At 71.5% G+C, this 14289-nt stretch carries 16 protein-coding genes; 7 read left to right on the top strand and 9 right to left on the bottom strand.

Translation table 11 applies throughout. From position 1 onward, the window contains the following. The 5 genes from ACFFCA_RS18750 to ACFFCA_RS18730 all read right to left on the bottom strand — a co-directional run. Positions 1-1072, bottom strand: a 1072-nt coding sequence (locus tag ACFFCA_RS18750) for an acyl-CoA dehydrogenase family protein (RefSeq protein ID WP_375487608.1), incomplete at its 3' end; no start/stop codon positions are given. Continuing rightward, on the bottom strand, positions 1069-2700 hold the full coding sequence (locus ACFFCA_RS18745; protein ID WP_375487610.1) for an acyclic terpene utilization AtuA family protein: 1632 nt from the start codon (positions 2698-2700) through the stop codon (positions 1069-1071). The genes ACFFCA_RS18750 and ACFFCA_RS18745, both read right to left, overlap by 4 nt. Before the next feature lie 83 nt (positions 2701-2783). Continuing rightward, positions 2784-3587, bottom strand: a complete 804-nt coding sequence (locus tag ACFFCA_RS18740; protein ID WP_375487606.1) for a TIGR03084 family metal-binding protein — start codon at positions 3585-3587, stop codon at positions 2784-2786. Between the two features lie 89 nt (positions 3588-3676). Beyond that, the gene (locus ACFFCA_RS18735; RefSeq protein WP_375487604.1) at positions 3677-4093 is read right to left on the bottom strand and encodes a hypothetical protein; all 417 of its coding nucleotides are present in this window, start codon (positions 4091-4093) and stop codon (positions 3677-3679) included. Between the two features lie 114 nt (positions 4094-4207). Continuing rightward, the gene (locus ACFFCA_RS18730; RefSeq protein WP_375487602.1) at positions 4208-4552 is read right to left on the bottom strand and encodes a hypothetical protein; all 345 of its coding nucleotides are present in this window, start codon (positions 4550-4552) and stop codon (positions 4208-4210) included. A 65-nt stretch (positions 4553-4617) separates the two neighbouring features. On the opposite strand from ACFFCA_RS18730, the gene ACFFCA_RS18725 reads away from it, so the two are divergent. The 4 genes from ACFFCA_RS18725 to ACFFCA_RS18710 are packed head-to-tail and all read left to right on the top strand — an operon-like array spanning position 4618 to position 7967. Continuing rightward, on the top strand, positions 4618-5493 hold the full coding sequence (locus ACFFCA_RS18725) for a Rossmann-like and DUF2520 domain-containing protein (protein WP_375487600.1): 876 nt from the start codon (positions 4618-4620) through the stop codon (positions 5491-5493). Between the two features lie 13 nt (positions 5494-5506). After that, positions 5507-6331: a pantoate--beta-alanine ligase gene (gene panC, locus ACFFCA_RS18720; protein ID WP_375487598.1), complete on the top strand. Its 825-nt coding sequence runs from the start codon at positions 5507-5509 to the stop codon at positions 6329-6331. Continuing rightward, positions 6328-7203, top strand: coding sequence for a carboxylating nicotinate-nucleotide diphosphorylase (gene nadC, locus ACFFCA_RS18715; protein ID WP_375487596.1), 876 nt, complete (start codon positions 6328-6330; stop codon positions 7201-7203). The genes panC and nadC overlap by 4 nt, the downstream gene beginning before the upstream one ends. Next, entirely contained in the window at positions 7203-7967 is a 765-nt protein-coding gene (locus tag ACFFCA_RS18710; protein ID WP_375487594.1) for a type III pantothenate kinase, read from the top strand. Before nadC ends, ACFFCA_RS18710 begins: the two co-directional genes overlap by 1 nt. Positions 7968-8082: 115 nt before the next feature. Here ACFFCA_RS18710 and ACFFCA_RS18705 read toward each other — a convergent pair whose 3' ends face one another. From ACFFCA_RS18705 to ACFFCA_RS18690, 4 genes are read right to left on the bottom strand one after another with little or no spacing between them, the layout of a single operon-like run. Then, positions 8083-8688 carry a response regulator gene (locus tag ACFFCA_RS18705; protein ID WP_375487592.1) on the bottom strand — a complete coding sequence of 202 codons (606 nt, stop codon included), beginning with the start codon at positions 8686-8688 and terminating at the stop codon, positions 8083-8085. Next, positions 8685-9890, bottom strand: a complete 1206-nt coding sequence (locus ACFFCA_RS18700; RefSeq protein WP_375487590.1) for a sensor histidine kinase — start codon at positions 9888-9890, stop codon at positions 8685-8687. The genes ACFFCA_RS18705 and ACFFCA_RS18700 overlap by 4 nt, the downstream gene beginning before the upstream one ends. Positions 9891-9916: 26 nt before the next feature. Then, positions 9917-10648 carry an ABC transporter permease gene (locus ACFFCA_RS18695; protein WP_375487588.1) on the bottom strand — a complete coding sequence of 244 codons (732 nt, stop codon included), beginning with the start codon at positions 10646-10648 and terminating at the stop codon, positions 9917-9919. Then, positions 10645-11586 (bottom strand): ABC transporter ATP-binding protein, encoded by a 942-nt coding sequence (locus tag ACFFCA_RS18690; RefSeq protein ID WP_375487586.1) that lies wholly within the window; start codon positions 11584-11586, stop codon positions 10645-10647. The genes ACFFCA_RS18695 and ACFFCA_RS18690 overlap by 4 nt, the downstream gene beginning before the upstream one ends. A gap of 59 nt (positions 11587-11645) precedes the next feature. Here ACFFCA_RS18690 and lysS point away from each other — a divergent pair, with 59 nt between their 5' ends. The 3 genes from lysS to ACFFCA_RS18675 all read left to right on the top strand — a co-directional run. Then, on the top strand, positions 11646-13187 hold the full coding sequence (gene lysS, locus ACFFCA_RS18685) for a lysine--tRNA ligase (protein ID WP_375487584.1): 1542 nt from the start codon (positions 11646-11648) through the stop codon (positions 13185-13187). Positions 13188-13335: 148 nt separating this feature from the next. Next, positions 13336-13683, top strand: coding sequence for an Lsr2 family protein (locus ACFFCA_RS18680; protein ID WP_375487582.1), 348 nt, complete (start codon positions 13336-13338; stop codon positions 13681-13683). 218 nt (positions 13684-13901) lie between these two features. Further along, on the top strand, positions 13902-14289 hold a 388-nt coding region (locus tag ACFFCA_RS18675), incomplete at its 3' end, for a Clp protease N-terminal domain-containing protein (RefSeq protein ID WP_375487580.1).

The raw sequence follows: 14289 nt of genomic DNA, 5'->3' as shown, positions 1-14289 counted from the left end.
GCATGTCGCGGTACTGCCGCTCGACCTCGGACTCGCGCATGTAGCCCATCCCGCCGTGCAGCTGGACGGCCCGGTCCACCGCGAACGAGCCGGCCTCGACCGCGGTGTTCTTGGCGAAGCAGGCCTCTCGGACGAGGTCGGTCTCGCCGAGGGCCGCCCGCGCCGCGACCGAGCGTGTGTAGACCCGCGCTACCTCGATACGTCGCGCCACCTCGGTCAGCGTGTGCTGCACGCTCTGCCTGCTCATCAGCGGCCGTCCGAACGTCTCTCGATCTCGACACCACTGCACGGTCAGGTCGAGCGCCCGCTGGCCGCACGCGTAGGACTGCACCGCGAGACCGATGCGTTCCGAGACGAAGTTCTGCGCGATCTGCGCGAACCCGCCGCCCTCGGCGCCGACCAGGTTCGTGACCGGTACCCGGACGTCGACGTAGGACAGCTCCGCGGTGTCCGAGCACAGCCACCCCATCTTCTCGAGTCGCCGGGAGACGGTGAAGCCGGGCGTCCCCTTCTCGACCACGACGAGCGACAGCCCGTGCGCACCGACGTCACCGGTGCGTACCGCGGTCACCACGAAGTCGGCCCGCACGCCCGAGGTGATGTAGGTCTTCGCGCCGTTGATCACGTACTCGTGGCCGTCACGCTTCGCGCTCGTCCGCAACCCGGCGACGTCCGATCCACCGTCGGGCTCGGTGATCGCCAACGAGCCGATCAGGCGGCCGTCGATCGTCGGGCGCACCCACGTGTCCACCTGGTCGGGGTCGGCGGCGGCGACCAGGTGCGGCAGCGAGATGCCCGAGGTGAAGAGCGCGGCGAACGCCCCGCTCGAACCGCCGGCGTCATGGAACTCCTCGGCCAGGACGAGCGCGTCGACCGCGTCGCCGCCACCGCCCCCGACCTCCGTCGGGTAGCTCAGACCGATGAGCCCCAGCTCGCCCGCCCGTTCGTGCAGCGACCGCGGCAGCTCACCGTCACGTTCCCATACCGTCAGGTATGGAACGACCTCGGACGTCACGAACCGCCTTACGGTCTCGCGCAGCGCCTGCCGCTCGGGGGTGTCGAACACGTTCACAGCAGATCCTCCGGGACGAGCACGGTCCGCGACCGCAGCCACTCGCCGAGGGCCTTGGCCTGCGGGTCGTGCCGGGCGTTGTACGCGACGCCCTCGCCCAGCACGTCCTCGATCACGAGGTTCACGGCGCGCAGGTTGGGCAGAACGTGGCGCACGACGAGCAGGGGGGCGGTCTCGGGCAGCAACTCCTGCAGGCGGCGGATGTCGAACTGGTGCACGAACCACGAGAACGCGTCGTCCGTCCGCGTCCACAGCCCGATGTTGGCGTGCCCGCCCTTGTCGCCGCTGCGGGCCCCGACGATGCGTCCGAGCGGCGCCGGCACGGTCCTCGTGTTCGCGCGCGGCGTCGGCAGGTACAGGTCGATCGGCGCGGGGTCGTCGTCGGTCGCGGTGGTGGGCGCGATGTCGACCCGCGTGCCGTCGGGCAGCACCGCGACGTGCAGTACTTGCCCGGCGTCGACGAAGGCCGCGGTGAACACCCCGTACGGCGAGGCGTCGCCGGGCGGCGCGGTGACGTGGAAGCCCGGGTAGGACGCCAGCGCCAGCTCGATCGCCGCGCCGGTGAACGCCCGGCCGACCCGTTTCGCATCGGGCCCCCGCACCACGCAGTGCAGCAGGGCGGCCGCCTCCTCCTGCACGTCGGCGTCGGCGTGGTCGGTGCGGGCCAGCGTCCACCGCGGTTCGAGGCCGGCGAACCGGGCGGAGAGCTGCTCCTGCACGAGGGCGGCCTTGGCCTCGACGTCGAGCCCGGTCAGTACGAAGGTGACCTCGTTGCGGAAGCCGCCCAGCGCGTTGCACCCGACCTTGAGCGTCGAAGGCGGCGGTTCACCGCGCACGCCGCTGATGCGCACGCGGTCGGGCCCGTCGTCGGACAGTGCGATGGTGTCGAAGCGGGCCGTGACGTCGGGGCCCAGGTAGCGCGGACCGCCGATCTCGTAGAGCAGCTGCGCGGTGACCGTGCCGGTGGTGACGGCGCCGCCGGTGCCGGCGTGCTTGGTGATCACCGACGACCCGTCGGCGTGCACCTCGGCCAGCGGGAACCCGAGTGGGCGGTCACCGAGCCCGAGCTCGGTGAAGAAGGCGTAGTTGCCGCCGGTGGCCTGCGCCCCGCACTCGAGCACGTGGCCGGCCACGACGGCTCCGGCCAGGCGGTCCCAGTCGGTGCGGCCCCAGCCGAAGTGTGACGCGGCCGGGCCGACGACGAGCGATGCGTCGGTGACCCGCCCGGTCACCACGACCTGCGCGCCGGCGTCGAGGCACTCGGCGATGCCCCAGGCCCCGAGGTAGGCGTTCGCAGCCAGCGTGTCGCCCAGCGCCAGCTCGTCGGCCCGCGGCTGCAGGTCGTCGCCCTCGACATGGGCGACCAGCACGTCGAGCCCGAGGCTGTCGGCGAGGACCCGCACCGCATTGGCCAGACCGGCGGGGTTCAGGCCACCGGCGTTGCTGACGATGCGGACCCCCTTCTCGAGCGCGGTGCCGAGCGAGTCCTCGAGATGGCGCAGGAAGGTCTTGGCGTAACCCGTCGTCGGGTCCTTGAGGCGGTCGCGGCCGAGGATGAGCATCGTCAGCTCGGCCAGGTAGTCGCCGGTGAGGACGTCGAGTTCGCCACCGGCCAGCATCTCGGCCATGGCCGTGGCGCGGTCGCCGTAGAACCCCGATGCGTTGCCGATGCGCAGAACGTCCGCTGCCGTCGTCCCCGGCGCCGCCGCCGTCACGCGAACTGTCCCGGTGTCCGACCGTTCCCCGGCGGCCCGGCGAAGGCCTGCGCGATGTCCAGCCACTCGTCGGCGTCGGTGCCCGCCGCGACGACGCGCAGGTCGGCACGGTGGCGTCGCTGGGTGACGAGCAGGCAGAAGTCGAGCGCCGGCCCGGCCACGTGCTGCAACGCGTCCTCCGGACCCCAGGCCCACAGGTTGCCGGACGGCCCGACGAGTTCGACACGGAACGCCTGCTGCGGCGCGGGAAGCCCGCGCTGCAGGTAGGCGAAGTCACGGGTGCGCACGCCGATGTGCGCGACGTGCCGCAGGCGGTCGGTCGACGGTCTCGTCGTGTCGAGCGCGTCGGCGACGTCCTGGCCGTGCGCCCAGGTCTCCATGAGCCGCGCGGTGGCCATCGACGTGGCGCTCATCGGCGGGCCGAACCACGGGAGCCTGGTTCCGGCCGGTACGGCGGCGAGCGCGTCCTGCAGGGCGCTGCGACCCTGCCGCCAGCCGGCCAGCAACGCGTTCGGCGGCTGTGCGGCGCGGTCGCGCGCTGCGTCGTCCACGGCGGTCGGCCCCTCGGCGGCGGCCCGGGCCAGCAGCTCGTGGAAGGCGTCGGCGTCGCCGGCCGCGGTGAGCGACATGTCGTCGGTCCAGGCCAGGTGGGCGACCTGATGGGCGATCGTCCAGCCCGCGGCGGGCGTAGCCGTGGACCACCGCGCGTCGTCCAGCGGGCTCACCAACGCGTCGAGGTCGGCGCTCTCGGCGGCGAGATCCTCGAGGACGTCGGCGACGGAGGGTGAGGCGGCCGGCACGCCCCGAGCCTGGCACGGGTCGCGACAACAATCAATCCCGCCTGATTGTTTCCACGACCCGAGCGAGACCGGGACGGCGAAAGGCCGGCTCAGTGCGTGGGCTGGCGCAGCATGTGCGCGTTGGGCACCAGGACGGTGCCGCTCTCGGTGAGCAGGGTCGTGTCGACCGCGCCGACCCGCACGATCTCGGCGTCCTCGACCGAGTTCATCGACGGGACGAACACCCGGATCTGGTCGCCCGCCTCGAAGGGCTGCGCGAGGCGCATCCCTGCGCCGGCGATCAGGCTGCCGAGTGTGCGCCGTACGAGCAGGGCGAGGACCACGCAGGCGGCCAGGACGACGGCGACGGCGACCGGGGCGGGCAGGCCCAGCAGGACGGCCAGGACGATGGTGAGGGCCACCACGAGCGCGGAACCGGTGAGCGGCAGACCGACACGCGTCGGCGTCGTCCGGGCGCGCGAACACTGGCGCTCCGCGGAGCGCGCGGTGTCGGTGTACGTCGTCATCGGAACCACATCCCTTGTATAACAAGGGATTCCCGTCTTTAGTCCGGTCTTTTCACCGCCGCGCCAGGACGGGACGTGAGGGTGCTCACTGCAGCAAGCACCACCCGGGTCGGCTCAACCCTCGAACGGCCAGTCGTGGTCGGTCGTCGACTGCGCCCGCTCGCCCTGCCGTTCGAGGTGCTGCGCGGTCCGCTGCACGGCCTGGGCCGCGTCCACACCTGTCTGGTCGGCGAGCAGGAAGACGCCGTAGGCGAGCTCGCCGAGCCGCGGCGCCCAGTCCTCACCGGGGCGGAACGGCCGTCGGCCGCGCGCGGTGCCCTCGGTGACGGTGGCCGTCAGCGAACCCAGCATCGTCTGCAGCTCGAGCAGGAGGGTGGGGACGTTGGCGTGCAGGTCCGCGGTGTCGGCGCTGCGCGCCACGGTCTCCTGCAGATGGCTGCTGCCTGCTCCGTCGGTCACGGTCGTTCAAGTTACCGAGCGTGCGCGCGCCAGGCGCACGTCGCCCCGTCAGTAGGCTGCTCGGCGTGGACATCCCGGCCCCCGCGCGGCTGCGCGTCGCCGTGCTGGGCGTCGGCCGGGTCGGCAGCGCGCTCGGCGCGGCCCTGGGCCGCGCCGGGCACCCGGTCGTCGCCGCCAGCGGGGTCTCGGAGCAGTCCCGCCGGCGCGCCGAGCAACTGCTGCCCACCGCCGAGCTGCTGGCGCCCGACGACGCGGTCGCGGCCGCCGACCTCGTGCTGGTCACCGTGCCGGACGACGTCCTGCGCCCGTTGGTCGCCGGGCTGGCCGAGACCGGCGCCTGGCGGCCCGGTCAGCTGGTCGCGCACACCTCCGGAGCTCACGGCATCGGCGTCCTGGACCCGGCGGCCGCCCGTGGCGTGCTGGCGCTCGCCCTGCATCCCGTGATGACGTTCACCGGCCGCCCCGAGGACCTCGACCGGCTGGCGGGCGTGACGTTCGGGGTCACCGCGCCCGACGAGCTGCGTCCGGTCGCCGAGTCGCTCGTGGTCGAGATGGGCGGCGAGCCGGTGTGGGTGCCCGAATCGGCGCGGGCGCTGTACCACGCCGCGCTCACCGTCGGGTCCAACCACCTCGTCACGCTCGTGAACGACGCCCTGGACCTGCTCGACGGCGTCGGGGTCGAGCAGTCCGCCCAGCTCGTGGCGCCGCTGCTCAGTGCGTCGCTCGACAACGTGCTGCGCCTGCGTGACGCCGCCCTCACCGGGCCGGTCTCCCGCGGGGACGCGGCCACGGTGGCCGCGCACGTCCGCACGCTCACCGCGCGCGCTCCGGCCGTGGTGCCGTCCTACTCCGCCCTGGCCCGGCGCACCGCGGAGCGTGCCCACGCCGCCGGCCGGCTCACCGACGCGCAGACCGAGGCCGTCCTCGAGGTGCTGCCGTGAGAGGCAGGCAGTCATGAAGGTCGTCCGTTCCCGCGCCGAGTTCTTCGCCGCACGTGGCGGACAGTCCGGCACGATCGGGCTCGTCCCCACGATGGGCGCGCTGCACGCGGGTCACGTCGCGCTGCTCGACTCCGCGAGGTCGGAGTGCGACTGCGTGATCACCACCAATTTCGTGAACCCGACGCAGTTCGGTCCCGACGAGGACCTCGCGCGCTACCCACGCACCCTCGACGCCGACCTCGAGGTCTGCGAGCGGGCCGGCGTCGACCTCGTCTGGGCGCCGGGCGTCGACGACGTGTACCCCAGCGGCGGTACGCACGTTCGCGTCGAGCCGGGCCCGCTGGGCGACATACTGGAAGGTACGGTCCGGCCCGGTCACTTCACCGGCGTCCTGACCGTCGTGGCCAAGTTCCTCAACCTGGTCCGCCCCGGCCGCGCGTACTTCGGCGAGAAGGACTACCAGCAGCTCGCCCTAATCCGGCAGATGACGGAGGACCTCGAGCTCGGTGTCGCCATCGTCGGGGTGGACACCGTGCGCGAGCCGGACGGGTTGGCGCTGTCCAGCCGCAACGTCTACCTCTCGCCCGACGAGCGGGCCCGTGCCCTGGTCCTGTCACGGGCCCTCGGCGCCGGCCAGGCCGCGGCCGGCGAAGGGGCCATCGGCGTCATCACGGCGGCGACCGCCGTGCTGGCGAGCCAGCCCGACATCTCCGTCGACTACCTCGAACTGCGCGGTGCCGATCTCGGCGAGATCCCGGTGCACGGCGCGTGCCGGTTGTTGGTCGCGGCCCGCGTGGGCGCGACGCGGCTCATCGACAACGTGGGGGTGGATCTGTGAGCGAGGCGAGGCCGGAGGAGCGCGCCGACCTGGCGCCGGGCCTGGACCGCGAGGTCGTCGCCCGCGTCGTGCACACCGCACTCGCGGAGGACCTCGGCCCGGAGGGTGACGTCACCACGCAGGCCACGGTTGACGCCGACACGGTCGCCACGGCGCGGCTGGTGTCGCGACAGCGCGGGGTCGTCGCCGGCCTGCCCGTGGCCGCGTACGTGTTCGACGTCGTCGGCGAGGGCCGGGTCGAGATGGACCTGCAGCGTGCCGACGGCGATCGCGTCGAGCCGGGCCACGTGCTGGCCGTCGTCCGCGGCCCACTGCGCGACCTGCTCACCGCCGAGCGCACCGCGCTCAACCTGCTCGGTCACCTCAGTGGGGTCGCGTCGTTGACCCGGCAGTGGGCCGACGCGATCGCGGGCACGTCGGCGCGGGTGCGGGACACCCGCAAGACGATGCCCGGCCTGCGACACCTGGAGAAGTACGCCGTCCGGGTCGGCGGCGGCGTCAACCACCGCATGTCGCTGTCCGACGCGGCGCTGGTGAAGGACAACCACGTCGTCGCGGCGGGCGGCGTGGTGCCGGCGTTCCGGCGTGTGCGCGAGCAGTACCCCGGCCTGCCGCTCGAGATCGAGGTCGACACCGTCGCGCAGGCCCGCGAGGTCATCGAGGCCGGTGCCGACCTCGTGCTGCTCGACAACATGCCGCCCGCCGCGATGCACGAAGTGGTCGAGTTCGCGGCCGGCCGCGCCTGGCTCGAGGCGTCCGGTCGGCTCTCGCTCGACAACGCACGGGCCGTCGCCGAGTCGGGCGTGCACTACCTTGCTGTCGGTGCGCTCACGCACTCCGCGCCGGTACTCGACATCGGACTGGACATGTGATGCTGCTCGCGATCGACACCGGTAACACCAACACCGTCCTCGGCGTCTTCGAGGGCGAGAAGCTGCGCGACTCGTGGCGCATCAAGTCCGACGCCCGCACCACCGCCGACGAGCTGGCGCTGGCGTTCCGCGGGTTGCTCGCCGACTACCGCGTCGACGGCATCGCCGCGTGCTCCACCGTCCCCGCGGTGATGCGCGAGTTGCGCACGATGCTGACGCGGTACTACGCCGACGTGCCCACCGTCCTCGTCGAGCCCGGCGTGCGCACCGGTGTCGGCGTGCAGACCGACAACCCGAAGGAGGTCGGCACCGACCGCATCTGCAACACCGCGGCCGCCCACCATCTCGTCGACGGACCGTGCATCGTGGTCGACTTCGGCACCTCGACCAACTTCGACGTCGTCAGCGCCAAGGGCGAGTTCCTGGGGGGCGCGCTCGCGCCCGGCATCGAGATCTCGCTCGACGCCCTCGCGGCCCGGGCCGCCCAGTTGCGCAAGGTCGAGCTCGTGGCGCCCCGCAGCCCCATCGGCAAGAACACCGTCGAGTCGCTGCAGTCCGGCATCCTCTACGGCTTCGCCGGCCAGGTCGACGGCATGGTGCGACGGCTGTCCGCCGCGCTCGTCCCCGAGGACCCCGCGTCGGTGCACGTCATCGCCACCGGTGGCCTGGCGGCGCTGGTCATCGACCACAGCGAGACGGTCACCCGCTACGAACCCGAGCTCACCCTCCTCGGCCTGCGGCTGATCTACGAGCGCAACACCTGACGCCAGCCTCGCCCCCCGGCCTCTCCGACGCGGTGGTCGGACTTCGGTGCGGAATCCCGCCACCGCGTCGGAGAAGCGGCCACGGTCCTGTCGCACGTCCGACGGTGCGGCCCGACTACAGCCAGCCGCGCTCGTCCGCGGTGCGCAAAGCCTCCACCCGATTGCGTGCGCAGGTCTTGGCGATGGCTGCCGACAGGTAGTTGCGCACCGTGCCCTCGGACAGGAACAGCTTGCCGGCGATGTCGGCGACGGTCGCACCGTCCCGCGCGGCCACCAGCACGTCGCGCTCGCGGCCGGTCAGCGGTGAGGCGCCACCCGCCAGCGTCGCCGCGGCCAGTGCCGGGTCGACGACTCGTTCGCCGCGCGCCACCCGGCGCACGGTGTCGGCCAGTTGCTCGCCCGGGGCGTCCTTGACGAGGAAGCCCGACGCGCCCGCCTCCATCGCGCGCCGCAGGTAGCCGGCCCGTCCGAACGCGGTGAGCATGATCAACCGGCAGGCGGGCAGCTCGTGCGTGATGGCGGCCGCGGCGGCGAGGCCGTCCATGCCGGGCATCTCGATGTCGAGCAGCGCGACGTCCGGCTCGGACCGCAGGGCTGCGGCGACCACCTCGTCGCCCCGCGCGACCTGCGCCACGACCTCGAAGTCCTCCTCGAGGTCGAGCAGCGCGGCCAGGGCGGTCCGGACGAGGTTCTGGTCGTCGGCGAGCAGCAGTCGGATCATGACGCGGGCAGCGCCTGGGTTCTGGCCGCGGGGGGTTCGGCGGCGGGCGCCGTCGCGCGCTCGGGCGGGACCGGGAGGACCTCCACCCGCAGCGTGAAGCCCGACGACGTCGAGGACACCGTCACCGTCCCGCCCATCGCCTCGGCGCGTTCCCGCAGGCCGGACAGTCCGTTGCCCGCGTCGCAGCGGCCGCCGTGCCCGTCGTCGACGATCTCGACGGCCCACCGTCCCAGGGCGATGCGCACGTGCTCGGCGCGTGAGTGGCGCACGACGTTGGTGACGCCTTCGCGCACCACCCACCCGAACAGCTCGGACAGCGTCGGATCGGACTCGGCGACGGTGGCCGGCAGCTCGGCCTCGATGCCGGACGCGCGCAACACCTCACGGGCGGTGGCGAGCTCGCCGGCCAGGCTCACCTCGCGGTGCGCGGAGACCGCGGCGCGCACGTCGCCGAGCGTGCGCCGCGACAACTGCTCGACCTCGGTGATCTCGGCCAGTGCCCGCTCGGTCTCGCCACGTTCGCCCAGCCGCCGGGCCAGGCCGGCCTTGACGGTGATCGTCGTCAGCGAATGGCCGAGCAGGTCGTGCAGGTCGCGAGCGATCCGGGACCGCTCGTTCTCCGCTGCCAGGCGCGCGACCTCGGCCCGGGCGGCGCTCAGGGCGACGTTGGCGTAGATGATCCTGAAGAACCCGTACATGGCCAGCGACACCAGCAGCACGCTGAGGCCGATGTCCGTGTCGAGCCTTCCGCTCCAGCCCGGAACGACGAGGGGGAGCGTGGCCGCCCCGACGGCGAGGACGACCACCCCACCGATCGTCCAGGGCCGTTGGGAGGCGACGAGCAGGACGGCGAGGTAGACGAGGAAGACGAGCCCGTCCTGCCGGGCGTACAGGCATTCGACGACCGTCAGGCCGAGTCCGGCCACCCACAGCGCCCAGTACAGCCCGTGCCGGCCCGTCCGTCCGTAGGTGAGGGCGGTGAGGTAGCACGCGGCGAACACCACGACGGTCGTGTAGCCGACGACGGCGCCGGCGCCGTGGGCGTACTTGGCCACCCCGCCGACGGCCTGGCCGAGGTAGACGAGCCAGAACGCCGGGAAGAAGTAGCGACGCCAGCCGGAGCCCCAGGACCGGGATGCAGTGTCCATCACCGCGCCGGGTGGGAGCTCCGGCCGCGGCGCGGGTGAGTCGCTGCTCGTCATCGGACTCGAGACTAGGTCAGCCGGGCTCAGGCGCGCTGGGTGTCGCGGCGGTAGGCCCAGACCGCGGCCGCGGCCAGGGCCACGGCCCACACGGCGACGACCAGCCATGCCTCGCTCGTCCACTCCTGGCCGCCCAGGCCGGTCTTGCCCGCCTGGACCAGCCAGAAGGACGGGATGAGGCGGACGAAGTAGTGCATGAACCCGTGTCCGGTGCCGATGGGGAAGTAGCCGCCGCCGAGGATGATGAACACCGACATGCTGCCGCCGATGACCGGGCCCATCGAGTCCCCCTTGATGAGGTGACCGAGCAGGACGCCGAGCGCCGCGAACGGGATCAGTGCGATCAGTACCAGACCGACGCCCTTCAGCCAGTCGACCATCGGGAAGCGCGCGCCGAGGGCCAGCGCCGACCCGGTGATGAGCAGCAGGCTGATGACCGCGAGCAGGTAGGACGTGAGCACCTTCGTGCGCAGATAGGCACGGGGGGACAGCGGCGTCAGGCGCAGTTGCCGGTTCCAGCCGATCTGACGTTCCATCGCGATCCGGGCGCCGCCGGCGAGAACGGCGGCCAGCGTGCCGAAGGCGATCATGCCGGCCATGTAGAAGCGGCTGAAGGTGATGTCGTCGACGACGGTCTTGTTGCGGTTCGGCCCGGCGATGGCGAAGAACAGAACCAGCGGGAAGATCAGCGAGAAGATGAAGTTCTGCCGGTTGCGGAACAGGCGGGCGAACTCGAAGCGCAGGTACGTCGCGTTCATCGGGTGAGCTCCTCCGTGAGGTCTTCCTGCGGTTCGCCGGTGAGGGTCAGGAACGCGGCCTCGAGCCCTGCGCCACTGATCTCGATGTCCTTCGCGGCCGGGAAGTCGGCCAGCAGGGCGCGGATGGCCGCGTCCGAGTCCTGGCACGACAGGATGACCGCGTCACCACGGGTGTCGGCGCTCGTGACACCGTCCAACCGTCCCAGGGCGTTCAGGTCGGCGCCGGGCAGCGTCGCGCGGATGGTGCGCAGGCCGACGGTCGCCTTGATCTCGTTGGCCGGGCCGTCGGCGACGATGCGGCCGTGCGCCATGAGCACGATGCGGTCGGCGTACTGGTCGGCCTCGTCGAGGTAGTGGGTGGCGAAGAGCACCGTCTTGCCGCTGCGGGCGAACTCGCGGACCGCCGCCCAGAACGTGTGCCGGCCCTCGACGTCCATGGCCACCGTCGGCTCGTCGAGCACGAGCAGGTCCGGGTTGCTGACGAGTGCGAGCGCGGCCCGCACCCGCTGGGTCTGGCCGCCGGAGAGCTTGTCGGTGCGCCGGTCCGCGATGTCCGTGACGCCGGTGATCCGCATGACCTCGTCGACCGGCAACGGGTCGGGATAGAGCGAGCCGACGACGTGCAACAGCTCGCGCACCGTCGTGAAGGCGAGCAGGCCGCCGGTCTGCAGCATCGCGCCGACCGACCCGGCGGCCACCGCGTCGGCGGGGCTGCGGCCGAACACCGTCGCCGAACCGGAATCGGGCGTCTGCAGACCGAGCAGCATCTCGATCATCGTCGACTTGCCGGCGCCGTTCGGTCCGAGCAGCGCGACGGTCTCGCCGGGAGCGACGGACAGGTCGACGCCGCGGACGGCGGGGATCGTCTTGCCGGCGGCCCGGAACGTCTTGGCCAGCTGCGCGATCTCGACGCCGCCACCTGATGGTTGTGCGCTCATGGTGGTGATCATGTCGGAGCGGCGCTCGCCGGGACAGTGCGGATAACGCGCCAACGGGCATGACATTCGTCAGGGCCGACGTCATTAGGCTCAGCAGCGTGAACGACTCCGCGGACGAGATCGACGACGACCTGCCCGAGCAGTTACGGGTCCGACGTGAGAAGTACGACCGCCTCATGGCCGACCCGTCGTCGGCGCCGTTCCCGGTCACGGTGGACCGGACGGCGTCGCTGGCCGAGGTGCGGGCCGCCCATCCCGACCTGTCGGCCGATCAGCACACCGGCGAGACCGTCGGCGTCACCGGCCGGGTCATCTTCGTCCGGAACACCGGCAAGCTCTGCTTCGCCCGGCTGCGCGAGGGCGAATCAGAGCTGCAGGTGATGCTGTCGCTGGATCGCGTCGGGGAGGCGGTGCTCGCCGACTGGAAGGCCGATGTCGACCGGGGCGACCTGGTATTCGTCGAGGGCGAGGTCATCGCGTCCAAGCGCGGCGAACTCTCGGTACTGGCCGACCGTTATCGGATCATCGCGAAAGCGCTTCGGCCGCTGCCGGTGGAGCACAAAGCAATGTCGGACGAGAACCGGGTGCGCCAGCGCTATGTCGATCTGATCGTCCGCCCCGAGGCGCGGCAGATGGTCTATGCCCGGGCGGAAATTCTGCATTCGTTACGTGCGACATTCCGTGAACTACGGTACACCGAGGTGCAGACTCCTATTCTCCAAGTCGTACACGGCGGGGCCGCGGCGCGGCCGTTCCATACCCACCTGAATGCCTTCGATCTTGATATGTCGCTACGAATTGCGACGGAGTTGTATCTCAAGCGGGCGATCGTCGGCGGTATCGAGCGGGTCTACGAGATCGGGCCGGCGTTCCGCAACGAGGGGGTCGATTCGTCCCATTCGCCGGAATACACCCTGCTTGAGGCGTATGAGGCCTACGGGGACTACGACACGATGGCCGAGCTGACCCGCGCGCTCGTGCTCAATGCCGCCGCAGCCGTGGACGTGCTCACCCCGGTGACACCCGACGGTGTCGAGATCGACCTGGCCGCCCCCTGGCGGTCGGTGACGATCCACGACGCCGTGTCCGACGCCCTCGGTGAGACCGTCACCCCCGACACGGACGCGGCGTGGCTACGCGCGCAGGCCGAGCGGGTCGATGTGGCCCTGAACCCGGCGTGGGAGGCCGGGGAGATCGTGCTGGAGCTCTACGAGAAGCTGGTCGAGCACACCTTGATCCAGCCCACCTTCGTCCGCGACTACCCGGTGGCGGTACGTCCGCTCGCCCGGCCGCACCGCGACGACCCGCGCCTGGCGGAGGCCTGGGACCTCATCATCGGCGGGTTCGAGCTGGCGCCGGCGTACTCCGAGCTGGTGGACCCGGTCGAGCAGCGCCGCCGGTTGGTCGCCCAGTCGATCGCTGCCGCTCACGGCGACCCGGAAGCGATGCAATTGGACGAGGATTTCCTGCGGGCGCTCGAATACGGCATGGCACCGACCGGCGGCCTGGGCATGGGCGTCGACCGATTGGTGATGCTGCTCACCGGCAAGGGCATTCGGGAAACCATCCTTTTCCCGCTCATCAAGCCGCTGCCGGGCTGAGTTGCGCTAACCCGACCCGAGCCGGGCTAAACCGCGGCGTTCAATTGCCAATTCACAGCCCACGAGCGCGTCTTTGGTAGTCATTCAAAGTAAGCAGCGCTACAGTTGTGATTGACAGCCGGAACCTGCGTACAGAATTGGCATCACCATGGCTCAGAAACACATCGTTCAGCTCATCGACGACCTGGACGACGGCGACGCCGAGGAAACCGTCAGCTTTTCCCTGGACGGCAACAACTACGAAATTGATCTCTCCGCGACGAACGCCGCGAAATTGCGTGATTCGATGGCCGACTACGTGGCACACGCCCGTCGGGCCGGCGGGCGCGGCACCCGCGGCCCCTCCACCACTGCTCCGCGTCGAGGGCGCGCGGCCCGCGGTGACCGTGAGCAGACCCATGCGATCCGCGAGTGGGCGCGCACCAACGGTCACAAGATCGGCGAGAAGGGGCGCATCCCCGCCCACATCGTCGAGGCGTACAACGAGGCCAACTGACAGGCCTGATCAGCAGACCCCACCGGGCCCCGATCCGCACCCGCGGACCGGGGCCCGGTCGTGTGTCCGCCGTCGTGTTCGCTGTCGGCGAAGCCCGGCGGGGATCATCCGGGCCGCCCGGCTCGTTGGACCGGGTGTCACTGCTCGCCGGAGGGGCCTCGCGCCACCGGGTTAGAGTTGATAGGGCAGTGCCCCATGGCGCGGAAGGAGCCTCCCGCATGTTCGAACGTTTCACTGACCGCGCACGTCGCGTTGTCGTCCTGGCCCAAGAAGAGGCCCGGATGCTCAACCACAACTACATCGGGACCGAGCACATCCTGCTCGGCCTCATCCACGAGGGCGAAGGAGTGGCCGCCAAGGCCCTCGAGTCCCTCGGCATCTCCCTGGACGCCGTGCGCCAGCAGGTGGAGGAGATCATCGGCCAGGGCCAGCAGGCGCCCAGCGGCCACATCCCGTTCACGCCGCGCGCCAAGAAGGTGCTGGAGCTCAGCCTGCGCGAGGCCCTGCAGCTCGGTCACAACTACATCGGCACCGAGCACATCCTGCTCGGCCTGATCCGCGAGGGCGAGGGCGTCGCCGCCCAGGTTCTCGTCAAGCTCGGCGCCG

It is taken from the genome of uncultured Jatrophihabitans sp., assembly GCF_964252635.1.
Lineage (GTDB): Bacteria > Actinomycetota > Actinomycetes > Mycobacteriales > Jatrophihabitantaceae > Jatrophihabitans.
Note: the sequence above shows the minus strand (reverse complement) of the source record. Positions and strands in the feature narration are given on the sequence as shown.